This is a genomic window from Pirellulales bacterium (genome assembly GCA_033762255.1).
GTDB lineage: Bacteria > Planctomycetota > Planctomycetia > Pirellulales > JALHPA01 > JANRLT01.
The window spans coordinates 24642-50245 of the sequence record JANRLT010000051.1; the positions used below are offsets into that span (position 1 = coordinate 24642).

The 25604-nt window shown below is 54.4% G+C and carries 20 protein-coding genes; 10 read left to right on the top strand and 10 right to left on the bottom strand.

What is annotated here, in order from left to right:
* Nucleotides 1–57 precede the first annotated feature (57 nt).
* Nucleotides 58–246, top strand: coding sequence for a hypothetical protein (locus SFX18_14675; GenBank protein ID MDX1964393.1), 189 nt, complete (start codon nt 58–60; stop codon nt 244–246).
* Nucleotides 247–669: 423 nt separating this feature from the next.
* Here the strand turns inward: SFX18_14675 and SFX18_14680 are convergent, their stop codons facing one another.
* Nucleotides 670–1023, bottom strand: a complete 354-nt coding sequence (locus SFX18_14680; protein ID MDX1964394.1) for a hypothetical protein — start codon at nt 1021–1023, stop codon at nt 670–672.
* A gap of 316 nt (nt 1024–1339) precedes the next feature.
* Nucleotides 1340–1486 (bottom strand): hypothetical protein, encoded by a 147-nt coding sequence (locus SFX18_14685; protein ID MDX1964395.1) that lies wholly within the window; start codon nt 1484–1486, stop codon nt 1340–1342.
* Nucleotides 1487–1993: 507 nt separating this feature from the next.
* On the opposite strand from SFX18_14685, the gene SFX18_14690 reads away from it, so the two are divergent.
* The 3 genes from SFX18_14690 to SFX18_14700 all read left to right on the top strand — a co-directional run bounded on the left by SFX18_14690 (nt 1994) and on the right by SFX18_14700 (nt 4176).
* Nucleotides 1994–2608: a sigma-70 family RNA polymerase sigma factor gene (locus SFX18_14690; protein MDX1964396.1), complete on the top strand. Its 615-nt coding sequence runs from the start codon at nt 1994–1996 to the stop codon at nt 2606–2608.
* A gap of 26 nt (nt 2609–2634) precedes the next feature.
* On the top strand, nt 2635–3543 hold the full coding sequence (locus SFX18_14695) for a hypothetical protein (protein ID MDX1964397.1): 909 nt from the start codon (nt 2635–2637) through the stop codon (nt 3541–3543).
* Between the two features lie 162 nt (nt 3544–3705).
* Nucleotides 3706–4176: a hypothetical protein gene (locus tag SFX18_14700; protein ID MDX1964398.1), complete on the top strand. Its 471-nt coding sequence runs from the start codon at nt 3706–3708 to the stop codon at nt 4174–4176.
* Between the two features lie 169 nt (nt 4177–4345).
* Here the strand turns inward: SFX18_14700 and SFX18_14705 are convergent, their stop codons facing one another.
* From SFX18_14705 to SFX18_14715, 3 genes are all read right to left on the bottom strand, one after another.
* Nucleotides 4346–6454: a right-handed parallel beta-helix repeat-containing protein gene (locus SFX18_14705; protein ID MDX1964399.1), complete on the bottom strand. Its 2109-nt coding sequence runs from the start codon at nt 6452–6454 to the stop codon at nt 4346–4348.
* 137 nt (nt 6455–6591) lie between these two features.
* Nucleotides 6592–7095, bottom strand: coding sequence for a pantetheine-phosphate adenylyltransferase (gene coaD, locus SFX18_14710; GenBank protein MDX1964400.1), 504 nt, complete (start codon nt 7093–7095; stop codon nt 6592–6594).
* A gap of 250 nt (nt 7096–7345) precedes the next feature.
* Nucleotides 7346–8512, bottom strand: coding sequence for an aminotransferase class V-fold PLP-dependent enzyme (locus tag SFX18_14715; protein ID MDX1964401.1), 1167 nt, complete (start codon nt 8510–8512; stop codon nt 7346–7348).
* Between the two features lie 321 nt (nt 8513–8833).
* On the opposite strand from SFX18_14715, the gene SFX18_14720 reads away from it, so the two are divergent.
* Entirely contained in the window at nt 8834–9016 is a 183-nt protein-coding gene (locus SFX18_14720; protein MDX1964402.1) for a hypothetical protein, read from the top strand.
* A gap of 126 nt (nt 9017–9142) precedes the next feature.
* Nucleotides 9143–11107: a M14 family zinc carboxypeptidase gene (locus SFX18_14725; GenBank protein ID MDX1964403.1), complete on the top strand. Its 1965-nt coding sequence runs from the start codon at nt 9143–9145 to the stop codon at nt 11105–11107.
* 858 nt (nt 11108–11965) lie between these two features.
* On the opposite strand, the gene SFX18_14730 is transcribed toward SFX18_14725, so the two are convergent.
* From SFX18_14730 to SFX18_14740, 3 genes are all read right to left on the bottom strand, one after another.
* On the bottom strand, nt 11966–12364 hold the full coding sequence (locus tag SFX18_14730) for a hypothetical protein (protein MDX1964404.1): 399 nt from the start codon (nt 12362–12364) through the stop codon (nt 11966–11968).
* Between the two features lie 37 nt (nt 12365–12401).
* Nucleotides 12402–13244, bottom strand: a complete 843-nt coding sequence (locus SFX18_14735) for a hypothetical protein (GenBank protein MDX1964405.1) — start codon at nt 13242–13244, stop codon at nt 12402–12404.
* A gap of 1322 nt (nt 13245–14566) precedes the next feature.
* The gene (locus SFX18_14740; GenBank protein MDX1964406.1) at nt 14567–16099 is read right to left on the bottom strand and encodes an RHS repeat-associated core domain-containing protein; all 1533 of its coding nucleotides are present in this window, start codon (nt 16097–16099) and stop codon (nt 14567–14569) included.
* On the opposite strand from SFX18_14740, the gene SFX18_14745 reads away from it, so the two are divergent.
* The 3 genes from SFX18_14745 to SFX18_14755 all read left to right on the top strand — a co-directional run bounded on the left by SFX18_14745 (nt 16010) and on the right by SFX18_14755 (nt 20870).
* Complete coding sequence (locus SFX18_14745) at nt 16010–16297, top strand: hypothetical protein (GenBank protein ID MDX1964407.1); 288 nt, start codon at nt 16010–16012, stop codon at nt 16295–16297. The two genes, SFX18_14740 and SFX18_14745, sit on opposite strands and share 90 nt — an antisense overlap.
* A gap of 354 nt (nt 16298–16651) precedes the next feature.
* Complete coding sequence (locus SFX18_14750) at nt 16652–19759, top strand: hypothetical protein (protein ID MDX1964408.1); 3108 nt, start codon at nt 16652–16654, stop codon at nt 19757–19759.
* 7 nt (nt 19760–19766) lie between these two features.
* Nucleotides 19767–20870, top strand: a complete 1104-nt coding sequence (locus tag SFX18_14755; GenBank protein MDX1964409.1) for an ABC transporter ATP-binding protein — start codon at nt 19767–19769, stop codon at nt 20868–20870.
* 64 nt (nt 20871–20934) lie between these two features.
* Here SFX18_14755 and SFX18_14760 read toward each other — a convergent pair whose 3' ends face one another.
* Together SFX18_14760 and SFX18_14765 are read right to left on the bottom strand one after the other, a co-directional pair.
* Nucleotides 20935–22737, bottom strand: a complete 1803-nt coding sequence (locus SFX18_14760) for a M14 family metallopeptidase (protein MDX1964410.1) — start codon at nt 22735–22737, stop codon at nt 20935–20937.
* Nucleotides 22738–22926: 189 nt separating this feature from the next.
* The gene (locus SFX18_14765) at nt 22927–24141 is read right to left on the bottom strand and encodes an HD-GYP domain-containing protein (protein MDX1964411.1); all 1215 of its coding nucleotides are present in this window, start codon (nt 24139–24141) and stop codon (nt 22927–22929) included.
* Nucleotides 24142–24520: 379 nt separating this feature from the next.
* On the opposite strand from SFX18_14765, the gene SFX18_14770 reads away from it, so the two are divergent.
* On the top strand, nt 24521–25546 hold the full coding sequence (locus tag SFX18_14770) for a hypothetical protein (protein ID MDX1964412.1): 1026 nt from the start codon (nt 24521–24523) through the stop codon (nt 25544–25546).
* The last annotated feature ends 58 nt before the right edge of the window (nt 25547–25604 follow it).

The window sequence follows — 25604 nt, forward strand, 5'->3', positions numbered from 1 at the left end:
GTTTCCAGTTTCAAAGCCATGCGAATTCCAGGAGCGCGAATTAAGCGAACACGCCTTGTGCAGACCGCAAAGTACGTGGTCGCGGTCGAGGTCGAGCAAGTGATCCCGCTCGATGATCCGAGCGAACCGTGTTATGAATCGGAAACAGTTGATTTCCTACGTGAAATCCAGGAACATGCCGAGCGGGAAGACGTGGCCTGGTTGACCAACAAGGGGAAGCTATACGCGGCGGTGGAAGCAGCCTAAGAAATCCTAGTTTGAGCAAGTTCTGTATGTTACAAACGGTATGAAAATCACCATTTCCCTACCGGATGAACTATTTAGAGCAGCCGAGCAATTCGCCCTGGCACGCGGACTCTCCCGTAGCGAGCTATATGCTGCCGCAATCCACGATTATCACTATCGCAATCGAGAGAGGGGGTGACGAACGCCTTGAATGCGGTCTATGCCGCGGCGGAAAGCCGGTTGGAATTTGTTTTTATCTACAGCCTAGCCGCTGTTATATTTCGCGATGAGTGAGCAACTGGGAAGTCTCTCATCGCGGTTAGCAATTCGCTGGAATAGTAACCAGAAATCATAAAAATAGCCCCAAGAGTTTGCACTTTGGGGCTAAACATTTTTGCATGCTGAATCATTAGGTCAGGCCTAATAAAACTCAGGCGACTTTCTTTACTTGCCGGTCGCGGCGTCCACGGCACCAGCGGCGGCGTCCTTAGCGGCGTCGGCAGCACCAGCGGCGGCATCCTTGGCAGCGTCCGCGGCACCAGCGGCGGCATCACCCACCTGCTTAGCAGCGTCGGTGGCGGCTTCTGTAGCAGCCTCGCCAACTTTCTTGGCAGCGTCGGCAGCGGCATCGCCTACGGCTTCACCAGCCTTTTTGGCAGCGTCAGCAGTTGCATTGGCGGCTTCATCCATTTTCTTTTTGGCTTCGTCCGCCTTTTGCTTCGCGGCGTCACCGCAACCGGTCAGCGTCAAGGTGCCGCACAAGGCAAAAATCACCAACAAAAATGACAAATTCTTCATGAGAGAAATCCTTAAAAAAAAGAACACTGCTAGGTGTGGGGGCAATTGCGCGAGCAGTTGCATCGCAATCGCTGCTGTTGACAGCTAAGATTAGCTGCTGGCAAACCATACGGGATTGCCAGAGGCAACAAGTAATATTGCCGGAGGCAACAAATAATATTGCCGGTGGGAAGGAATCATTGCAAACAAACGCCATGGCGGGATTCTTTTTGCCAATGCGGGGCAAAAAAGAAAGAGCGTCCCAACCCCTGCGGGATGGCCGGAACGCTCTTTGGTTCAACATGTTTCATTCAGGCAGGCAAAAACCTGCCGGAAACTACATCTTGGGGGTTTCAGCGGGCTTATCGGTGGTACCAGCAGCTGGGGTATCAGCGGGCTTTGGATCAGCCTTCTTGGTTTCGCCACAGCCGATCATCGAGACGGTCATCGCGGCCATTACCATCAAAGCAAAAAACTTCTTCATGGAAAACATCCTTATAAGGGTCACCTAACTCTATGAAGATGCCAAATAGCACCTTCGCCACCCCGCCGAAACACTCGGCGGGAAATAAAATCCAAGCAAGCACTAAATTGAAGCAAGCACAGTTTGCCAAGCCTGCCAACCCGTCAATTGACACGATTTGTCGCGAATTTACAGCCACACATTTACAATTGTCCAAATGGGCAGCAAAATAAATGCTCTGCTTTGTTACACTTGTTAGAGCCACTGAAGCTGGCGTTTATTCCCGGTCATTCCAAAAATTTCTTTGGATTTCTGGAAAAAATTTTTCAGACCGACTTTTTTCACGGTAAAATGCGGTCGAGGGCAAGAAATTTTCTATCCCCGCGAAGAACTTTCCGAAGAATCTCATTTTCCCGTTAGTCTCCTTCGTCGTCGCCTGAAGATTCTTGGAATTAATTTGCTAACCCAATCCTCATTTTGGGAATATTAGAGCCAAATTTGGCTCTCAAGAGTAGAGTGTGGCACTGTATGGATCAGGATTGCCCATCGTTGACGCTGGCGGAGTTGGTGCGGGCGCACACCGATTCGTTGTACCGCTATGCCTATCGGCTGTGCGGTTCCGCCACCGATGCCGAGGATCTGGTCCAGCAGGCATTTATGCTCGCCCAACAAAATTTTCACCAACTTCGCGGGGCCGATACAGCGCGGGCGTGGTTATTTGCGTTGGTACGCAGCGCCTTTGGGCGTTATTTGCGACAAACACGGCAAGCCCCCGTAACGCAGACTTTGCAAAGTTTGGACCAGACAGAGTTAAACCTGCCCGCTCGGGTGCCCCCGGATGATCTGGACCCCGCGATCCTGGACCAGGCCTTACAGCGGTTACCTCCTGAATACCGACAGATTTTGGTTGGGTTTTACTTTGAAGAATGTTCGTACAAGGAACTGGCCGCGCGGTTAGAGATTCCCGTGGGGACTGTAATGAGTCGGCTTTCACGGGCCAAAGTTTGGCTGCGTGAACAACTCACGACCGAGGATGCCCCCCCCGTTCCCCTATCCGCTCCCGCAACCTTGCCTTCCAAGCCACGAGCTAATTTTACGACCGAGCCTCCCCGCCGCGGTAAGAAATTTCAAAAGTCCGAATAACCCCATTTTTCGCATGTAATCTTCCTGTGTCCCCCCTTAGCCCCGAACAACTCGAACTGTTGCTCAGTTGCCGCGCTGCGACACTGCGGGATGGGGCATTGCGCAATGCAACCCTGGGCGATGGGGCATTGCGGGGGGCTGAGCCAGTCGATCAGCCAACGGATGTGACGGAACAGGCGGAACTCTTACAAATCCGTGATATTTTAAGCGCGGATCCCGCATTATCTCCGGGGTTAGCGCACCTCGCCGCGTGGGAGGAGCGATTGGCTACCGCTGTGGTTGGAGCTCCCTTCGTCGCGGGCCCCGTACCATCCGATTTGTCCGAGCGCATCCTCGCCCGCTTAGCTCAGACAGCGCCTGTTACCTCCGTTGATAGCTTAAATGATGTTCCCACCAATCCTTTGGGGGAGCCATCACAGTTTTCGCGCCGACGGTTTTCGCGTCAACAGTATTCTCGCCGCATGTGGCTAGGCTGGTTAACCGCGGCCAGTGCCGCGGCGGTCGGGGCGGTTTATTTTAGCTGGCCCAAGCGCCCCCGGTTGACTGTCGAGGATTTGGCGGGGGCGGTGACGTGGCTCTCTGACGAGATTTCCGATAAGGCGTGGCAGACCGCCCGTCTACCCACCGCTCAGTTTCCCCTTCCCCGGACGTTGCGATATCAGCCCCGGGCGTGGCAGGATGTCAGTTCGACCCTTCGCTTTCCGGCGGTGGCGTACGATTTTACCCCGGTTGGCCAGGCTCCAGCCGCGCTGTTTGTCATCCGCCAAACCATTTCCGATGTCGGCACGCGAGTTCCTAATCAGCCGCAGCACAGCACGCAGGGAGTCAGCGTTGCCTATTGGCAAGAGCAGGAACACTTATTTGTCTTTGTGGCGGCAGGGCCCGCCTTGCGTTACCAGCAATTCTTTAGCCCTGCTCGGGAAATCGTGGCCTAATCGCCGCGTCAACTTTTCCGCCTGTTCGTGCTTGTTAAGCCCGGAAAATACGGCATACCATTTGCTGCATGTTCACTGGCACTCTCTGTCGTGCGCGATTTTTTGCCAAAAACACGCTTGAAATATTTTTGCGTATTTCATTCCTTCGTGAAGGTTTGTGCCATGCCCAACGCATTGCTGATTTACTTGCAAGATCATCTGGCTGGGTCAGAATTTGCCGTCAGTCTATTGAGCGATCTGGCCAAGCAAACTTCTCATCAACGCTTGGCTGAGTTTTCCCAGACGCTACTGACGGAAATAGAAAGCGACCGGATTGTCTTGCAAAACTTGATCGAAGAACAACAAGGTTCGACGAATACATTAAAAAACACCCTGGCCTGGTTTACACAAAAACTAGGTCAATTCAAACTGAATCTGGATGAAACCCATGGGCAATTCGAGGCCCTGGAACTGCTCTCGTTGGGGATTACCGGCAAATTGGCCTTGTGGACCGCGCTCGAAAAAGTCCCCGGCATGATCACGCACCTGCATCCGACACATTTGATGAACTTGCAGTCGCGGGCAAGGGATCAATTTACCCAGGTAGAACAGTTTCGCCTGCAGTTAGCGGTGGCGGCGCTCAACGAAAGTTAACGGCAGTCGCGAATGAGCCGGGCCATTGGCCCTGCCATTTGTCATTTTCCCTTTACCGAGGAGCGGATGGGGAATCTAAGGCAACGAGGTAGCGTCATCCGTAAACAAACCATTCATACTGGGTGCCATCACAAATCGCTAGCCGCGCTACGTTTAGCTAGAAAGCGTATTACTTCTCCACTGGCTCTAGGCCCACTTGCAATTGCGCGACGCCATCAATTTCAAAATGTTCCACCCGAACCGTGTGCTCTCCGTTTTCCAGCGTGATTTCTTGATCATGGGCGGTTGGGACATGCCATGTCCAATCGTCAATCACCAGTTTTTCATCCACCCAAACGCGGATGCCGTCATCCGATACGGTTTTGAGGAGGTAAGTTCCTGCGGGGAGGTCGATCTTGGTCGTGGCGACGGTGCCAAAGCGGTCACCGGGAAGATTAGGCCCCAGCGTCCCGGCCCCCCAGGAGTAATTCACGCGATCGATTTGCTGTTCCGATATCGGTTTGCCAGCAATCAACGCTCTCCAGGCGGGCAGATCATGCCGCGGGTCGGCAGTCCACTGGAAAAACTTGACATCCCAGGTCGTCCAGACCAGCGTGCCGACGGCGGTCAACTCTTGACCATTAATGTCAATCGTGACCGTAAAGGGATGCACGCCTGGTTCTGTCGCCTGGACGGTCAGCTTACCGGGAACTGTCCCCTGGGTGGCCGAGAGCCGGACTTGGCCCGTGTGGCTTTTCACGGCAAATTCGCCGGTTGTACCCAATAGTTGCAAATCCAAGGTCGCGCTGCCGACGCCATTAGTGGGAAAAATCATCGGTCGCATGTGATCATACGGCCCCCATTCGGTCATCAAAATTTTGTCCCGTCCGCGCAACTTTGCCCTAGCTCCCACGGGGCGGGTCTCGCCCAGGGGCTCGGCGGCGATTTTAATTTGCGGGACTTCCGGAGGTTCCTCCACTTTAGACTGATCTCCCGCGTCGATTTCCCGTTTGACGTTTTTAAAGGTATTGTGGCCAACGCCGGTCCGGGTTTCTCCCCGCAGTTGAATCGCCAGGTCATCCCCGTCAAACGAATTATGGGCGATCACATTTCCGGTGCTGGCGGGTTGGTTGGCCTGGCCCCACGGTTTTTTGAGAAAGTCGGGATTGGCCGGTCCCCACAGGTGGACGCCGGCTTTATTTTTTTCAAAGCGATTGCGGACGATAAGATTATTTTTACCGGAATCGATATTCACCCCGCCCCGTTCCAGTCCGTAACCAAACTCGCCATTGCCATGAAAATCATTGGCCGCGATGTAAGAGTCCTGGCTGTATCCCCCCCACAGGCCGCAGATCGCGTTCTCCACCACGCGGTTCCCCACATATTGATTTCCAAAACTGAACGTCATTTCGATGCCGTGCGCGCTGGCATAGGAAAAGTCGTTATTCATGATCAAATTGTCATTGCAACCACGACGCTTAAAGTCAAAATCCGGTGGCACGGGGGTCTCACCCAGGGCTTCCTTGCCGGCAAAGCCAAACAATCCGTCGCCGCCGTGCGTGGCGGAATTCTCGATAATGATATTGCGGTTGTTTTGCTCAAAGAGCAATATTCCCGCCGAATCCTGGCCGCGATTATAAATGCCGTGGCTGTAACCACGTATGCAAAAGTCAAGCGAGTTGCGGGAGATGAGATTGTCGTTGCATTTCCACATTGCCAGTCCCCAGCCGGATAAAAACGAACAATCATTGTCGTAAATTTTTGAATTGCTGACGTTAACCAGCACGATACCGTTTTGGCCATGCCGGGCCGTTACCCGCCGAATGACGGCTCGATCACAGTCCCGCAAATACACTCCCGCGCCAAAGTCGCGCAGCCAGCGGTCGTCGGGATTATCATGGGCAAACAGCCAATCCCCCCCATCCTCGGCCGCGGGGGTAGAGCGCAGCCGCTGTTGCCAGTTTCCCCCGACATCCAGGTTTTCCAGTGTGAGACCGGGACAGTTTATCGCCACAACGGCGGCCTTGTAGCCATGAATTTTGGCATTGCGCAGGGTGATGTTTTTTCCTCGCAGGATGACGCCATGCCCTTGATACTCATTCGGTGGCGTATTTCCCGTGGCCCCGTTTAACGTGGCCCCTTGAAAGTCAACCACCAAATCATCCCCGACGATTTGTATCGCTCCATGTCCTGACGCGTCGGCAAGGGTGTACTCTCCCGGCGCAATCTGGGCAGAAGATTTGATGAGCTGGCCATTCCCTGAAAGCGTGACATCCGCGGCGCGGGCCAGATCGCCCATAAGCCCACAACCAATAATCCCGCAAACCAGCGCATAACTCGCAATGAGTATTCGGCAATTTGTCATCGCTGTAACTCGCGTGAAGGGAAGAAACATTTAGAAACCTAATGCACACGAAAGAGGGTAAGAAACGCCGCTTATCCCGTACGGGGAAATTTTTGCCGTAGATCGGCAATGATGGCCCGGGGGACAAACTGGCACAACTCGGCGTCATCCGCCAGCGGCGTGATTTGCTTTAATAGCGAGCTACTGATATGCGAAAATTCATCGTCGGCCATCAGAAAGATCGTTTCGATGCCGGCGTCGAGCTTGCGATTCGCCAGTGTCATGGTGAATTCGCTTTCGATATCAGTCAACGAGCGAATCCCCCGCAGCATGACCCGCGCGCCGACTTCGCGGATAAATTTAACCGTCAAACCGGTATAGGATCGCACACTGACATTTACCAGGTGGGGAATCGCCTTTTGCACCAATTCCAGCCGTTCCTCCGGAGTAAACAACGACTGCTTTTCAATATTGACGCCAATCCCCACAATCAGTTGATCCACCAGCTTGCTAGCCCGTTCAATAATATTTAAATGGCCCAGAGTAATGGGGTCAAACGAGCCCGTATAAACAGCCAGACGGGGAGAATTGGACATAACGGCTAAAAAAATAGATAAAGGAGATAAAATTGTGGCGAATCGAAATTATCGCCTGCCCCAGGCGATGCCGCAACTCAGCCTACCGCTGTTTTTATACCGCGTAAAGCCACTTAACCTTGTAGTCCGGAACTGTGGTGGGAAATTCCAAAATTCTGGCTAATTGTGCTATAGGAAGCAGTCTCGGAATTCTGGCGAAACCCGCTACATGCTATTCCAGAATTCTAGCGAATTCCGCTACTCTATTTTATCACCCTTGCCGCCGTGCAAATTCCAGCCCGGAAAGCAGCTTCTCCAGATCCGACTCGTCATTATAGGCATGGGGACTAGCGCGCAGCTTTCCTGCGCGGGTGCTAAGCGCCACGCCCGCTGACAGACACGCCGCGCGGACCTGCATTGGATCGCAGCTAGGAATTTCAAAGCTGACAATCCCCGAAGCGTGCTCCCGCTGTTCCCTGACAGAACAAATCACCGCACCGCTTTGACGCAACCGTTCCACCAACTCGTCCGTATAGTCCAGCACTCGCTGGGCTATGTTGTCAATTCCGATTTCCAACAGCAGTTCCACGCTGGCCCCCAAGCCCAAGAAGCCCGCCATGTTCAGCGAGCCTCCCTCATATCGCGCCGCTGTGGGGAGCCACTCGGGATTGATGCGCGTAAAGTCGTTCCCCTGGACCACGCTATTCCACCCCACGCCGATGGGCCGCAATTGATCCAACAAATTGTCCGACAGATAGCAATAACCCGCTCCTTCCGGACCCAATAGCCATTTGTGGCCATCCGCGGCGAGCGCATCAACCGGAATCTGCGCCACATCCAGCGGAAAGACCCCCAACCCCTGGATCGCATCCAAAAACACGAGCGCCCCGCGCACATGGATTTGCTCTACCGCTGCCGCCACATCGGTCCGCCAGCCATGTGCGTAACCCACCCAACTCAGACTGACAAGTCTGGTTTTGGAATCCACAGCCGCCAGTAACTTCGCTAAATCCAACGTGCCGGGTGGCATTTCGACCCGGCGGGTTTCGACGCCTCGAGCCGTCAGGTTGAGAAACGCGTACTGGTTGGATGGAAACTCATCTGCGGGAAAAACCACATTGTCACCCGCTCGCCAATCCAACCCTTCGGCCACTAAGCTAATCCCCCAGGTCGTGTTGGGGACTAGGGTCACATTTTGCGGTTTTGCCCCGATTAGCCGAGCCCCGGCGGCACGGCAACGCTCCACGCTAGCTTTCCATTGGGGCCAAACGGTGTCTCCCGCCGCCGCAGCCTCCCCCAGCCATTTTTTCACGGCGTGCAAACCCGGCCCCGACAACGGCCCCACCGCCGCATGGTCAAAATAGGCCCAATTGTCGCAAATGGGCATATTTTTACGAAAATCGCGGTAAATCTGACTCGTGTTGGTGAATGGAAACATATTTATTCCTCTTTTGGTTGGTGATTTGCAGGGTTGGCTCATCCTGATTGATCCATACACCCCAAAACCACAAATTAACCGTCGTCCCGCTCATTTCGCCGGAAATCATTCACCTTACAGCACTTACGCAAAAAAAACTCCAACTTCTACCGCGTCAAGCCTTGACGGTTGTGCCGCTGTTAAGCATGATGCCAATTCTTCATGGGAGCTAATTTCAGCGAAAAAAGCCCTCTTCCAGGTTATTGGTAGCAGGTTTTCCCATTTAAGCTATATTAAATAGCTTTACGCGCGTACTAACGGGACAATTTTGGGAAGCAGTGCATGGCCAAGGGGTTCGCTATTTTTGGAATGCTGGTCGCAGGGCTTTTCCTGGTCATTTTTACCATGGATTTAGCCGCGGGCATCCCCTTTGGCGGTGAAAGCACACTCACCGACTCTTTTTTTATCGTGGCTAGCCTAGCCCTAGGCTATATGGGCTGGCTAAGTTATCGCGAACAAAGTTAACAACTGGCAATTATCGCTTGCCTAAACTTCATGAACAACGCAAGCAACCCAAAGCGCGCAGTTTCTGCAACCACTCCATACCTTCGCTTTTATAGTCTACTCATTCTTTGCTGGATAACAGCCAGCATGGCTGACTCCCTTCTGGCTAGGGCTGATCAATCCGCAGACAGCGCCCAGCAATTTACCTTGGCGGGCTATCTGACTCCGGATGAATTTGACGCCGCCGTGGCGGAACTGGCAAAAAGCCCCGGTGTCAAAGTTACCTCTCTGGCCAAAACCGCAACCGGACGCGATGTCTGGCTCTTTACCCTGGGCGAAGAAGACCCCGCCCACAAGCCCGCCATTTTGATCGTGGGCAGTGCCGAACCCGCGGACCTGGCGGGAGGCGAACTGGCCCTGCGCATGGTGCGTGGGTGGGCGGCTGGGCTTCCTCAGGCTACCGATGCGGCAACTGCCTCACCCGCATTGGATGAGCCAAAAAAAGAACCGGCCCAGAAAACGCATGACGCCAAACAGCTTGATCCCGCACAAAAAGCCACCCCGGCAAACGACCTGTTACAGCGGGTGACGATCTATTGCATCCCGCGCCCATCGCCGGACGCCACGGCCAAATTTTGGAATCAACCGCTACAACCTCCACAAGGGAATAGCCGCGTTACCGATGATGACCGCGATGGCCAAACCGGCGAGGACCCCGCCAATGACCTCAATGGCGACGGCCTGATCACACAAATGCGCGTCAGCGACCCGGCGGGCAAGTATGCCGTCCACCCGGACGACCCACGCGTGCTGATCGAAATCAAACCGCAAGACAACGAACGTGGAGCTTATACGCTTTATACCGAGGGACGCGACGACGATCAGGACGAAAGTTTTAACGAGGACGGCAGCGCTGGCGTGGCCTTTTCCCGCAACTTCACGCACAAATATCCCTTCTTTCAAATAGCCGCCGGTCCCCATCAAGTCAGCGAGCCCGAAACGCGGGCGATTGCCGACTTTTGCTTTGACCATCAAAACATCACCGCGATTTACAGTTTTTCCAGTCAGGAAAATCTGTTTCATCCCTGGAAGCCCGGTGATGATCCGGGGAAAATCAAAACCCGCATTGCCGCCGCCGACGCCCCCTTGGTGGAACATCTGGCCGAAAAGTACCGCCAGTTGCATGGCGGAAAAAATCCCCCGCCCGCCGCCAACGGCGCTGGGTCCTTTGCCGATTGGGCCTACTTTCATTATGGTCGCTGGTCGTTTGCGCCCCGCGCCTGGTGGATTCCTCCCCAAGAAAAACCGACAGCCAAACCGGCGGAAAAAGCCGCCGCGCCCGAAGCCAAAGCGGCGGAACAACCCAGCCCACAACAGTCCGGCACAGAAAAGCCCCCGACCGAGCAACCCCCGGCGGAATCAACTGCTTCCCCGCCAGAGACCCCGCCGGCACAACAAACAACCGATCCCGAGCAACCTTCCGTAAAATCAGATAAGGCAGCCGCGACCGCATCAACACCCACTAACCCGAACAAAACTCCTCTGCAACCCGGAGATCGCGGAGCCGACCAGCTCAACGCCCTGCGCTGGCTGGAGCATCACCAACGCGTGGGTTTTGTTCCCTGGACCAAAATCGACCATCCCGACTTTCCAGGCCAGACGGTCGAAATCGGGGGCTTTCATCCCTTGGTGATGACCACCCCCCCCAGCGCGGAACTAGACGCCCTAGCCGCCCAGCATCGCCAATTTATCGAGGAACTGGCCCAGGCGCTTCCCCGTTTGCGGATCGACTCCGCCGTCGCCGAACCACTGGGCGGGGGAATTTTTCGTATCCAGGTCAAGCTGCTGAATACCGGATATCTGCCCACGATGAGTGCGATGGGCGAAACGACCGATCAGGTGCCGCCACTTACGTTTGCCTGGCAGGATGTGCCGGCGGAGACGCTATGGCTGCAGGGGACGGGGCGCGGATTTGTGGAACGACTGACCGGGACCAACGGCCAGACCAAGCTGGAATGGCTGATTCGGGTACCCAAGCTCCCCGCCAGCCCGCGTTTGCGGATCGGCTCACCCGCCACCGGCTGGGTGGAGCAGAGCCTGGACCTGAAATAGGTGTCTGTTGAGGTTTTTGGTTGCTGGATTTTGGTATTTGGTTGCTGGTTTATGGTATTTGTTTAGCCGCGACGCGCAGCGGAGCGCGGTTCCTCGTAGCGGCGAGTTCTACTCGCCATTCAGGCCGTAGCGGCGACGTTCCGTCGCCGTTCTAGTATTTGGTTGCTGGTTTATGGTTTCTTTGCTTTTCTGCCGCGAAGCGGTTGCAGCACATAGCCCCGGGTTGGAGCGCAGCGACTACCCGGGGGGAATGGAAAAACTACCCCTTGTCTCGTTTAGCCGCGACGCGCAGCGGAGCGCGGTATTTGAAATTTGTTTAGCCGCGCAGCGGCGTCAGAAATTTAGCCGGGGATGCAAACCCCCGGATCGCTAGTCGTGTTTGATTGCAAAGCCGCGCAGCGGCGAAGGACAACTGCGGGTAGCCCAGGTGATTCGCAAGGGTACCCAAGGAACTTGTTCCTTGGCCGCGCAGCGGCAAGAAGCATTTCTTCAAATATTTCCATTATATCCATGTGGGCTTCTTGTGCTACGCACACTGGAACAAGTTCCAGTGCAAGCCGTCGATTGGCGGTAATTCCGCAAAAAATAAGAAAAGCTCCCCGTGCCACACCCTTTCCGAACCGATTCTCTGTTTGGGGATGTTTCTAACTCCTGATTCAGTCAGTACTTGTATAGTTCGAGTCTGATTTGGTGGCTAATGCCGAAGCCGACGGGTTACAAAACTGCACAGGCGGATTAACAGCGATGACCCTTAGGCGGCTAGCGAGGAAAATTGCGTATCGGGTTGCGTGTGCGGTGGTATGTTTGCAAATTCTTCATGATCTGGCAGCGAATAACAGCGTTCCCACCTCGTCAGTCTTACGATTTGTCAGATTCGATTGCGTCATTTTGGGGTTGCACTATTTTTGGCACAGGGCGGCCAAAGCGTAAGCATTCGTAGAGTCTGCGATAGCGACCCTCCATTTCGCACTGCCTGCGAGCAAGAAGTTCTTTGTCGTTAAAATCAGCCACAAATGCCGTTGCATCCGGCCGAAAATTGGCTGGAACAATATCCCGTTCGAAATGATTTATCAATAAAGTGACAAGTCTGTAATCCATGTTTCTAACGCAGCATTCGTATACGCTTGGATCCTCCAAAAGGATTCTCTCTACTACATTCGGGCAGAGCTCATCGTCGGTGAGCAATTCCCTTAAGTAAGCAGTGAAAAACTTGGCGATTTGCTTTTCTAACTGATCAGCTTGTGACGCACCAGACATGAGACAAATCCTTGTGGTATGGCCATGAACATTAGGTTTAATAGGGCCTGACGTTGATGATAGTGTTGGAGCCAGCCATTCTCGTATGAAAGGAAGTTTCCAGTTGGTTGTAGGTTCCCCGTGCGGAATCTGTGACGTTTACCCAGGTTTTTCGGGTGCTTATCTCGGAGAATGCTGTATTAACATTTACCCAATGGTTTCCATCAACATGCGCTATCACGGACCCCATGGTTTGGGCCTTGTAGAAATCATCCAAGCTTGGGCGAAGCGACACCGCAAACGCCGCATCGGTAGAATTGTTGATAAGTGTGGTCAGCTCACTGCGATTCAAGCCACCTGAACGCATACTGTTTCGCAAAGCTAACGGAACTGTAAGCGTATGCGGCACATTCAAGTCTTTCATCGCATTACTTGCGCAATAAAGCCCGCAAGTCCCATCAAGTTTTTGCAGTCTCGACGGAACGAAATCCTTTACGTCATGTAGACCAGTAATCCCTGGTGCAACTCGTGCGCCGCCCACAACGGAGCGCGATCCGGCAATCTCTTTGAACGGCCCGGCGAGCGTCGTCGCGGTCTCATCCACCTTCCCTGCCGCCCGGAAGCTTGCCGTGTTCCCCCCCAGGCCAAAAAGGCCAGCGATCATCTGCACGCTGTTTTGCAGCGAGAATCCATCATTAGTATACGCGTCATAACCGCCTCGGCCAACACCAACCACGTTCCCCAACGTGTCAAAATAGTTCGCTCCCTTTGCCACGTAAGCTAACTTTGACCCCTGCGCGACGCCGGTCAGCGCCGCCAGGCCCAGTTCCGTCGAAACCCTGGCCAACCCCTCGGAAAACGCATAACCCGCTTCCAGGTCGGCTTTATCGACCGGAAGCAACCGGCCCCCCTCCACAAAACCCAGCGTGGCCGTTGAGACCAGGGCTTGGAATCCGCCATTTACCACGGCCTTACCGCCGGTTAATGAATAGCCTGTCCTACTTGCTCATTCTGCACAAAATTTCATCTCCGCTCAGGTCGAATTACATCAAAGCTTGGCATGATGGTCTCGAATATATGGCCACATTTCTTGCAGCGGTACCGAGGTACATTTCCAAGTTCCGGAACAAGTCCTAAGAATTCGTACTCATTTGATTTATGATCCTCGTTGCATTCCGCGCAGAAAATGATGGTTGACTCAAAATTGTTTGTCATCGAAGTCCTCCTCCAAGGTTGGGTGCCCAAGTAGTTGGTGGCACTGGAATGTGTGAATAGTTTTATTAACGTGTGCCCAAATCTCTTTATCGGCGGGGTGGCACTGACGAACTACCCTCTTTCTTATTCTAGCTTTGCCCAGTTCTTGCTGACAGCCATTTCCGTGCACCTCCAGGAACAACCAAACAACTTGGCCATTTTGTGAAGCCGTCGTGTGCCACTGGTGGAACACCAGTGCCGAGACGGGAACTTGATGATTCGAAACGGCTGGCACTTCGGAAAAAGTCGTGAGTAAGAATTCCTAAGCTATTGGGGATCGCACACCCTGTGGCAAGCACTGGCAAAATGCCAGTGGCACCCAACGTTACTTCATCATGGATAAGTCTGGTGCAAGGAAATGGAACCAGCAAGAGTAAGGCTAAAGCTTGCTGAAAAAGTTCACTTCAACGGTGCCACCCCGCCGATTCACGAAGGGATGTGTCGGGTGCCGCCGCACGGCAAAGATCGTCGGCAATCAACCCGCAATAACAGAACGCCCGTTTGCCGCTCCGCTTAACAGACACGAAACTCACGCACTTCCGCAGCCACGCCACGCTCCGACCAATCACAAAAACACTGTCCGTCCACTGTCCCGCCACACCACGGCAGGTTGCCAAAAAATGAACTTTAAGGCAACTCCGGGGCGCTCGTTGTCTTCCCATAAATCAAACAGCAAAAAATATCCAACCGCTCCCTTGACACCAGACACTCTTTCAGGGATGGGCTACCCCGCTACCCGCTACCCCGCTGGTATGTTCGACAGAATAGGAGTACCTTCAGAATGAAGACGAATCTTAATAGATTCGGCCAATACATCGTCTTCGATTATTAAACCACACGCAGTTTTTTTGTCGTAAATAACGCATGTTGCAACATCCGTAGAATCATCGTTACCGGTCTGGATAAGCACATATCGACCGGTTTTGTCGATGAATAGATACTCGTAATCTTCAAACTTTTCTCTTTGCATTATGGCGACACCCGATTAATTGAACTGCTAAATTTGAATGGATCACCATCGAGTGGAACTACTGTAGAGTATCTCTGCGGATTTCCATTTTTCTGCATTAATTGCAACCACAGCATATCGTCCTTGCTTGCATGCTGAGCGTAACCAGCAGGGTGAGTATGCGAAATCCACCGATAGTTGCCATTTGCTGGGAACCATACTTTTGCATGATCTCCCGAGAAGAGAAGATAGCGTCCTCCTCCACCATTTCTACCAGCACCTGTTTCGTAGATTAGCGCGAACTCTCTTCCGTGCGCCAATTGCAATCCTTCCATTTCAGTATTGGTAAGTCTTCGGCCTACCTGCATACCAGTACGCCCCGGTAAAGCTGCAGCATCAACTACAACATCTCCAGTCGCAGATGACCATACTTTTAACGAACCGCCTCCCAAATTCCCGAGGCCACCAGTTGCTCTTGCTCCTCCAGCTGGAGAAGTTACCCCACCTCCTGGCAGAGCCGCTTTGACCGGGCTAGCAATACTCATGGCCGTCGTGACGAGTTCCACAGTCCCGACGACACCTTGCAGTATTCTACCCGACGTTGAGAGTTTTGTGAACTGAAAATTCTCGTTGGCATCCATCTGGTAGGTGCTGCCGGAGTACGCCCCATTCCAGATTTTCCCCAGGCCCACCTGATTTCCCACGGCGTTACCCGTGGCGCCGTAGAAAGCCTCTTCCCTGGAGTGCCCATTGCGAACGAGTTCCTCATACATGACCCCAGCTTCCCGTGTAGTGTGGGCAGCGCTTTTAAGCGAATTCCCAACACTCGCAACTATGCTACTCGGCGTGGGTTGTTCCATGCCAAAATGGGAACTCACGGCAAACGCGGGATTCACTGTCCGCATGTAATTCGACGAAACCGTGTCCGCGATGCCGAACAGAGGGTTGTTCGAGAATTGCTTGACGTTATCGCCAACGGAATTCAAAAAGTTGGAAGTACTGTGCGTTAATCGCCACGTATTGTAATCAAAACTGGCGTTTGCATGATCGACACGAATTTTTTCCAGCCATACTTCACGTTCTTGCTGGGCACGATAGGTGCGCAATTCCGCTTGTAGCTTCGTCTCTGGTGGATTCAGGAAATCGTTGAGTCTGCTATTTTGAAAATCTTGATAACTGACCCAGCGGTGAACGGAACTGTAAGCATCGTTCCCCACCAAATTGTTGACCAAGGAATTGAGTGCATTGGGATTTCCGCGCGGAGCATAACTATCCCCTTCCAAGGCAAACTGAAATGCCAAGTTGCCGGCGCTTCCGCCCCCCAGGCGCTGCGTCGCCAGGCCGCTCGGGTCAATCGCGTTGACCGGGTTGTTCCCCGCGTAGCGGTACAGGTTGGTATCCGCCAGCGCGGGGTCCTCACCCAGGAACCGGCCCGTCCGCGGGTCATAATACCGGGCCCGGTGGTGCTGCAGGCCCGTCTCGATGTCGAACACCGCCCCCGTGAACGCGAACAGCGTGTCGTGGGCGGGGTCGGAACTGCTTTCCGCCGCCAGCCGCCCAAAGGAGTCGTAGCGTTTGTGGTTGAGGAGGGCGCGGGTCAGGCTGTCAACGATGTCGCGGATCGAGTTTTCATGATCGCCGAGCGTCCAGCGGAATTTTCCGCCGGTGCCCCCCGAAAAATCCTCATCGGCGAGGATTTGATCGACGAGCGGGCCGCGGAGGTAGCGGTGTTGGATGGCGGAAAGATTTGAAAAACGCTTCCCGCCGCTCCGTGGCCCAGGAACAAGTTTCTGCAGCTACTTGTCGGATCGAGATCCGACCTACAAACGCGAATTTTTAGAAGATTTCCCGCCCCAACCCTTGACAGTGTACCTTTGTTTAGTTATGGTGGAAAAACTGCACAGATAGTGGGCAAGGTGATTTTCGATTTGGTATGCTGGGGTTTTAGGGTTCTAGGGTTTTGGCAAATCTGTGTTCCTTTACCGTAGCCGCGTATGCATCGGCAAATGATAAAATTTTGTGATAATGCCCCTTGGCGGACTGCTTTTAATCGGCAGGCGGGCAATACTTTGTTCAGGAATGGCAGGCAGTGTACGGGTTTAGTAATGGTTGGAATTTTGTTGCTATCCCTAGCGGGGTGCAGTTGCTCGCCGGACCCCGCCACGTTGGCCGCGGAAGAGGCCAAGCAAAAAGAAGAGGAAGCCCGCCGTCAAAATAAAATTCCCCCGTTTGATCCGGTGCAACTGGACATTCTGCCGCAGGTGGCCGACCAATCCCAGAGGGAACAACAAAAGCGTTCCAATAAGGGGAAGGACTCTTTACCGGCGCGCGACGCGCCGGATGGAATCTCGAGCGACGTGGAGTTGCTCTTTGGCCCAATGGCCCCGCTGCGAAATTACGTAAAGCCGCGGCATTGGTCCGCCGTGCAGGAACGCCGCAAAGCCAACGATGAGGACGTACCCGCCGGCGAATTGCGGGCGAGTGTCCAAACCAGCGACGGGGACGCGGTCCCTTTATTGGATGTGCCGTACAGCGTGACCGCGGCCCGGCCCGTCAGCCTGGCCAAGGGAAAAGAAAAGTTTTTGGATTATTTGTTGTTCACGCCCCCCCAAAGCAACCAATTCTTACGGACCGAACTGCTAAGTTCGGTGGGGGGGCCTACCGCCAGCGAGGAAGTCCTTTCGTTGAGCAGCCTGCCGCAGCAAACTTATCTCATGTTGCTGCTGAGCACCGACCGTTCTAAATATCATTATTGGGCCGACTTAGACACGATCCGCGCGCCGGCGACCAGCGAATTGCGGTACAACTACAAATTTTCCGCCCCCGCCGTATCAAAATCCGTGCCAGTCCCGCGCCAGGTGCAAGCCTGGACAACAACCGGGGTCTTGGTCTGGGATAATATTGATCCGGCCTTGTGGAATGTGGAACAGCAAACCGCGCTAATCGATTGGCTGCACTGGGGAGGCGTCCTGGTTATCAATGGGCCAAGCGCGCTGGATAAACTTTCGGGGAGTTTTTTGGATGCCACGCCGCGGGAGTCCTACTTACCGCTCATACAGCATAAGGCGGCTCAATTAACGGCGGAGCAATTGGCGGAACTAAATGATTACTGGTCGCGACGGGACGATCCCGCGGGCCAATTTGGCATCAGCACCCCTCCCGCGCGGGAAACCACCCAGCTTAAACCGCTGATCATGGTCAAACCCTGGAGCATCGTGGATGGACAGCTGGCCGCCGAGAGCGCGTACATTCCCAATACCGCCGAAATGATCGCGGCCCGCCGAGTGGGCCGGGGGCGGGTGGTGGTAACCAAGTTTTCCTTAACCCAGCCGGAACTGCGTAATTGGCCGGGGTTTGATGGTTTTTTAAATAGTGCGCTGTTGGGGCGCGGACCGCGCGCTTTTTACGAAATACCCGGGGAACAATTTAGCAATCAGGCGTATGCGGTGGCCGCCGCCCGGCATGACGGTTTTTTGGCAAATGCGTATCGCAATTCCAAGTTGCGGTTTTTAAGTCGAGACTGGACCGAGCGCGGCTTTCCCGAAATTGGCCTGCCCGCCGGAGTGGGCAGTCTGGCGGAAGCCCGGACGGCGGTCGTCACCGCGAGAAAAATCGCATCCACAGCGCCAAAGGAACGCCCCTCGGAAAATACCGAGTCAACACCCACGGTCGTACCGCGAACCGCCGCGGATATGTCGGAATTGGTGGAAGAAGTCATCGAGGAAAACACCACGGCGCGGGGAGCCGCGGAGGACCATTCGGAACTGGCGATCCTACCGCCGCTCACGACCCCCTTGGTGGAGGAAAATTCCGCGGACGCCTTAATCAACGCCGTCCCCGCCACCACGCCCGGCAATTTTGCGCCTATTCCGGCGCGACCGCCGGGCTGGAGCGGTCCGTGGCCCCCTCCGGGCCTCCTGCAACAACCCCAAACATCCGGCGCGGCGGCACTCTCGCCCGAGCAATTTGATGATTCTCGCAATCCCCTGCAACCCGCCCCCGCCAGTTGGAATGACTATTCGATTGTATCGAATGTTGCGCGTCGGGCTTTGGGCGAAGCGGCGGGTATAAAAATACCTGGTTTACAGTTTGTCGTTGGGACACTGCTGGTTTATTTGGCCATTTTAGTGTTTGTAAATTACGGCATCTTCCGGGTGCTGGGGCGGGTTGAGTACGCCTGGCTGGCGGCGCCGCTGATAGCCATTGGCGGCTCGGTGGCGGTGATCCGGCTGGCGCAGTTGGATATTGGCTTTGTCCGTTCCCAAACCGAAGTCGCAATCCTGGAATGCCATGCAAATTACCCCCGCGCGCATTTGACACGTTACACCGCCTTATATTCCTCTTTGACCACTAGCTATGAATTGACGTTGGCGGAAAGCTCCGCGGTGTCATTGCCGTTTCCCACCCGACCGGCGAACACGGGCAATCCGTCCAACAACCGTGCCGCCACGCCTGTCGATTTTTGGCAGCGGGACAAAGAACACTCGCTAAATGGTTTTTTAGTTAGCTCCAACAGCATGTCGATGGCCCACAGCGAACAAATGCTGGACCTGGGAGGGGTGATCGAGTATGAACCCCGCGCGGAGAATCGTTGGGCGGTGCGCAATAAAACCACGCAAATTCTCAAGGACGCGGCGATTGTCATGCGGCGGGAGGATGGCGTGTTGGCGGGTGGTTGGATTGGGGAGTTACGCGCGGGGGAAGGCACCACCGTGGATCTGGCTCCGCTGGAACCATCTAGCCTAAATTTGCCCCTCTTTTCCGGCTGGCAAAAGCATTATTTGAATGGAGCTGACAACCCTGATCCCGCAACCACGACGCGGATAACATCACTGTCGAGTGGAGAAGCGGTAAAACCGCCGCGCCGCGACAAATTGCAGGAAGCCGCTGCCAGTGGCAATAACCCACCACCTTCTCCGGTTAAATCGTCCACGGCCACGGGGCCTATCGTCCCCATACAAGAACTCTTGGGGGTGGTTAGTTCACCCGCAACAATTTCTTGCAATGAGGCACGGCTGGTATGCCTGATTCCCCAGCAAGTGGGGGGAATGTCGATCACTCCCGCCACGGCGAATAGCGAACATTCTATCACGCTCATGGTGGTGCATTTACAAACAGGCACATTATGGAACCACCTGCGCGATTATAATACTCGGCAGGACGTTATGCGTCCGGCGTTAAGATCGCTTTTGGACGTTCAACTTAGTGATTAGGCGGTGTATGCCAGAACACAACTTGCCCACAACCAACGCCCTCCCCGTTGCGGAACTCGCCAGCGGCGCGCCTGTCCCCGGTTTTCCGGCGGATGCCCGTCGTCCCGCCGGTGCTTCAGCGGCCAATGCCGCAACCTTGCCAACGGGGGCTACCAGCGGCCAGGCGACTCCCGCGCAGCCGATGATTAAAATCACCAATTTCTCCAAACATTACGGGGAATTTGTCGCGGTTCAAAATATGAATATGACCATTGCCAAAGGGGAATTGTTTGGCTTTATTGGTCCCAATGGCGCGGGAAAAAGCACGACCATTCGCTTTTTGGCGACTCTCTTGCGCGCGACCACCGGCGAGGGATTCGTAAATGGGATCAGCGTCACCCAGGATCCGTTGGGGGTCAGGCGGTGTGTGGGCTACATGCCGGATAACTTTGGCGTGTATGATGGGATGAAGGTTTGGGAGTTTCTTGATTTTTTCGCGGTGGCTTATCAAATTCCCCGCGCGCGGCGCAAGCAGGTCATCGGCGATGTTTTGGAACTTTTGGACTTGACCCATAAGCGGGATGACTATGTTAACGGCCTGTCGCGGGGGATGAAGCAGCGCCTGTGCGTGGCAAAAACCCTGGTGCATGATCCACCGCTGCTTATTTTGGACGAACCCAGCAGCGGCCTGGACCCGCGCGCCCGGATGGAATTTAAGGCGCTGTTAAAGGAACTGCGCCGCATGGGCAAGACAATCCTGATTAGCAGCCACATCCTCAGTGAATTGGCCGACACCTGCACATCCATCGGCATTGTCGAGCGCGGGCAGTTGCTCTTGCAGGGACCGATAGAAGAGGTTTATCGCCGGATACGCCGCAATCGCGTGATAGAAATCAAACTGCACGAAGACGCGCTGCAGGTGGCGCTGAATGTTTTGCGGAATCATCCGGCAATTCGCAATGTGGAGGCGGCCCGCGACCGAATCACCGTGGAACTAGAGGGGGGGGATGAAACCGTCGCCGCCCTGCATGATCAGTTGGTCCTGCATCGCGTGCGGATCCGCAGTTTTTATGATAAGGACCCAACCCTGGAAGATGTCTTTATGCTGGTGACAAAAGGCTTAGTGGCCTAGAAAAATCGCGAATGTCTGCGGCAGCAGGGCATCAGCGGTCGGGGCAATCGTTATTTCAGGTTGGTTATTGCACTTTGACAGTTTTTTCCGCCACGCCCCCTTTGACGCTTTGGACCCGCACGTTGCCCGGTCCTGATCCCTGGATAATCCACTTGATATACCGCGCGCCTTTCCCCGGTAAATTGGGCAGGCGGACTTCGCGCGGGTTTTTGCGGGTGGTTCGCGGCTTTTCAAAAAAAGGCTCTTCGCTCCATTGGCTAGCCAGAACCGTCAGGTTGTCGCCGGATAACGTTACTTTATCCGGCGGATTAATGTTATGCTTAACGTCCACCGCCGCATGCGTGGGAATGAGCTTTTCATTGATGATGACTGCTGTGACTTCATACAGCGGTTGATCCGTTTTTTCCGCGGTCAGTGCTTTACTAACGGCGGATTGAATGGCGACCCGGGGCATTTGGTCGGCATGATACAGCGTAAACGCCATATTCCGGTGGCATTCTTCCTCTAACAAAAAGGAGGGAGGCTGCCGCACCCAATTCTTTTTCATCCCGCCCACTTCGATCTGGCCGTATTTGGGATGCGTCACGGTTTGCCATTTGACCAGGCCATCACCCAGCAGCAGATCTCGATTAAACTGGTGCAGCAGTTCCGGCCGCGCAAATGGTTCCCCGCCGACTTCCTTTCGCTGAAAATTAAACGGCGTGAATAACTCATTGGTAAATGTAAACACACCGTTCATTTGATGCAGCCAATCGACCGAGCCGCCGTATACTTCGTACAGATCTTCGGCAATATTAATATAGCGGTAGCCGGGGAGCATGCTTTCTCCCCGCTTGCCCAACTGGTCATAGACGGCCAGGTCCGCAGCCTCATAGCGGTCATCCCGCGCGCCCGGCCCGCGCAGGATCATGCCGCCGGTATTATGATAGCTTTGCGCTCCGGCTATGTGCGGATGACGCATGATAAACTCCGCCACCACACGGTTTTCCGGCAGGGAAAAAGGGTAGCGGTGCGCGCCGTTTTGCACATGCCGCGGCTGCCAGTTCCACGCCCAATCGCGGTTGGGATCATACCTGCCGTCGCCATCCTCATTGACCCGGCCGTCGCCATCGTCGTCGTAACCTTCCTCGCCCAACAGCGTGTATTCGCCGGGTTCATCTAGTTTTGCGGGGATTAGCAGGTCGGGAAAATCGGGATGGGGTTTTTGATTGCCATTGGGATCCCGGCGGCGCATCTGGGTAATGTGGCCATCGCCGTTTAAATCATTGGGAGGGTCCTCGTTAAATTTTCCGTCCTGGTCGTCATCCACCGGCACCTGGCCGGTGCGGGGAGTATGCGTGGTATTGGCCCGATAAAAATGCGCATCGCGCGAGTCGGGACTTAGCATGGGGCAAATATAAAAAACGCGCTCATTGACTAAGCTGGTGACGCGCTCATTGCGACCATAACTTTCAAGCAGATACCATGCGGTATACAGGGTAACTTCGGTGGCCTGGATTTCATTGGCATGAATCCCGCCATCGATCCAAAACGCAGCTTTTTCCTCGAGGGAGCCCGTCCCGGGATTGGCGATGGTCAATACCCACATTTCGCGTTTGTCAGTGGACTTTCCCAAACTGGACAAGGTGGCCAACCGCGGGTGGGCGGCGGCCAGCGCCTGCAAGATGCGGGTGGAGGCATCGTAGTCGTGATAGATATTCCAGCGTACGTCCACGCGGGGATCCGCTGGCGCGCCCGTTGGTTGATACACCGCCCGCGGTGACCCGACAGCGGTGGCGGCCGCGGAATTGGCTGATCCTACCGGGGCAGATGGCGGAGCCGCCACGTCGGCGGCTTGGGCCAGATTAGACACCAAAACCAGGGCCATAACAAACAGTGGTTGCTTTATCATTCATCCATCCCCAAAAGTTGCACATCCAGGGCGGACGAGCGGCCGCCGCATAAAAATGATCCACCGCCCGTTAACCAAACCACCAGACGGTCAGTTGCATTTTAGCAACAATGCCGCGCCGATAACCATTGCGAGCGGCCCATCCTTGGCATTTTCCAGAAAATATTACACGGCCTCCGCGTATTCCAACTGATTTTCCAGCGTTTCCTGGGTAGCCAGGTAGGGTGTGACATCTTGATCATCGGCCATGGCCACATGCAAGTCGGGATGCAGGGCCAGGTCCAGCTCTTCGTTTGCCGGATTTTCAAACGGCTGCCCATAAGGATCGATCAATCCTTGAATCTTGGGTCGGGTGGGATGCTGGGGATTAAAATCGATCACCGCCCCCTCGATGCCGTTATTTAATTTAACCAAGCTCCCCACGGGAAACGGGGGAATGATTTCAAAAAATGCTTTTTCGATGCGCGGGTCAAAGAAACCCTGGCACCAGGTTTTCATTTCGTGCAGAACGCGGACCGAAGGCTTTGCGGCGGAATAGACGCGTTTTGCCGTCGCCGCGTCGTAGACGTCGACAATGGTGGTGATGCGGCTAAAAATGGGAATTTGCTTGGCCACCAGCGGCGGCAACTCCTGGCCATTGGTGGGATCCACGCGCACGGGATAACCTTTGCCATTAAACCGCTGATGGTGGTTTAGCACGATCTGCGCCGCGCTGGCGGGGACTTGGCCCTTGACCATTTCATATCCGTAAATGGTGTGCATCTCCATGATGCGCATTTCTTCTTCCGTAAGGCGGGAAGGCTTGTTCAAGATTTCCGCCGGTATGCGCATTTTTCCCACATCATGCAAAATACAGCCCAACCCCAACAACTGGATATCCTTGGCTTCGCGCGCAGTTTTGAAACTGCGTTCCTCGATGAGATATTTTTCTAATTTTAAACCCAGCAGCAGCGCCAGATAACACACATTGGTGGAATGGGACATCAAATAATTATCATAAGATTCCAGCTTTTGCAGCAACACATTGCCGCAGGGATTTTGCTTCAGATACTGAAACAAATCGCCAATCGACGTGGTAAATTTATTGTAATCCAGCTCAAAGGCCGCTCCGCCTAGCATTTGCTCAAAGTTACGGCGCACATGCTGATAAACCTCGCGCTGATGCTCGCCCAGCCCCTCATCGATCAGGCCTTCCAAAAATTCCAAATCCCGAAACCGCACCCACACATCGGTGATGCCCAAATCGCGCAGCCGCGGAATCAGATCCGCCGGAACTTCTCGATCGCGCTGCACTAGGTACATGCGGGGATCCCCCGGCGCGGCAATAGCTCGAGCCAGGATCATGCCGGGTTGCAGTTTATGTAAAGGGACGCGCAGCATGTTAATAAATAATGCAGGCCAAATTCACGCCGATCTTCTCGCCAACTCCCGTCCAGCAAGCAATTAGCCCCGTAGTAAAAAGTAGCTTAAAGTTCCCGGACACCACCTTTTTCTTCGCAATTTACCCAAAATCTCCTCTATGGAGGGGTATCCCGCTCATGCCTGGAGTTTTGGACTATTAAAAATTCCTGTGACGAAATAATCGAAAATGGCAACAAAATTAACACAAAGTCGACTTTCAGAAGCGCCGATTTCGTGCTTAGATGGAAAAGTTGGCAAAATCCCGCAAGCAGCACCCTTTTTTCCCCAATAATTTCATCCCCATCCAGAAATCCTTTGGGCAAGGATGTTTCCCCATAGAAAACTCCACGTGGCATCCATGAGCAACCGCGGTGCAAAGAGAACATTGCTTCCCGACTGGACGATTTTGTTCGGTTTGGGTGGGTTATGCGCTTTGTCCGTGATATTATTTTGGCCCTATGTCGCTTGGCAAAATGCCGTCAGCCATACTCCCCCATCCGCGGGTAGCCAGCCGGAGCAGGCCAGGCCGTCGCCACCGACCCCCGTCGTCCCCTCTGCGCTCCAGTTAGCCGGGCCACACCTTACCTGGGCCGAGCATGCCGCCGAACAGCGACTGCAAGCGCAGCTTGAACGGATTGATCAGTTTTTTCGCCAGTCAAAAAACCACACGCCCGCGTTTGCGCGGGACGCGCTCAGCTTTAGCAGCAAATGGCGGCTGATCCTCGATTATGTCCCGGGCACGCGCGGCGACCGGCACGTGGAGTACATCCGCGAGCGGTTCAATGAACATATCTTTAGCCCGGAAGAGTTGGAAACCTTGCTCAAACAAACCATACAGGCCTACGTCCAACAATTGGATAGCCTGGATAATGAGGTGCTGGTGCGGGTGCGGGTGGACACCGCTGACTTTTCAACCACTTATCAACTGGCAACCTGGGATGAACGCCAGTTGCGGGCCGAGTATGCCGCCGCTGTCGAGAAGGTCATCCACGCCAGCCAGGCCGATTTTGCCAATACGGCCGCGGGCGAAGTTGTCTCCTTGATCGCTGGCGAGGTGCTCACGCAGGTCGCCGTCCGGCTGGGCATTTCCGCGGGCATTTTAGGGACCGGGGCAGCTGCTTCACCGTATACCCTGGGGATTGGGCTGGTGGTGGGCGTTATCATAGATCAAATTGTCTGGTGGGTGTATGATTGGACAGCCGACCCCAAGGGCGAATTGGCGCACGAACTCAATCGCAAGCTGGATGAGATTCGCCTGTTGATTATCGGCACGGAGGAGAGTCCCGCGTTAAAATCACGGCTGACCAAATACGCCAGTCAACGGGCCAATTTACGACGCGCGGCCTTATTATCACTCCTCCAGGCCAATCACCCACAACCTTAGCCTTATAATAATAATGCCCGGAGGATGAAGCTGGGATCATCCATTTTTGCACGCAATA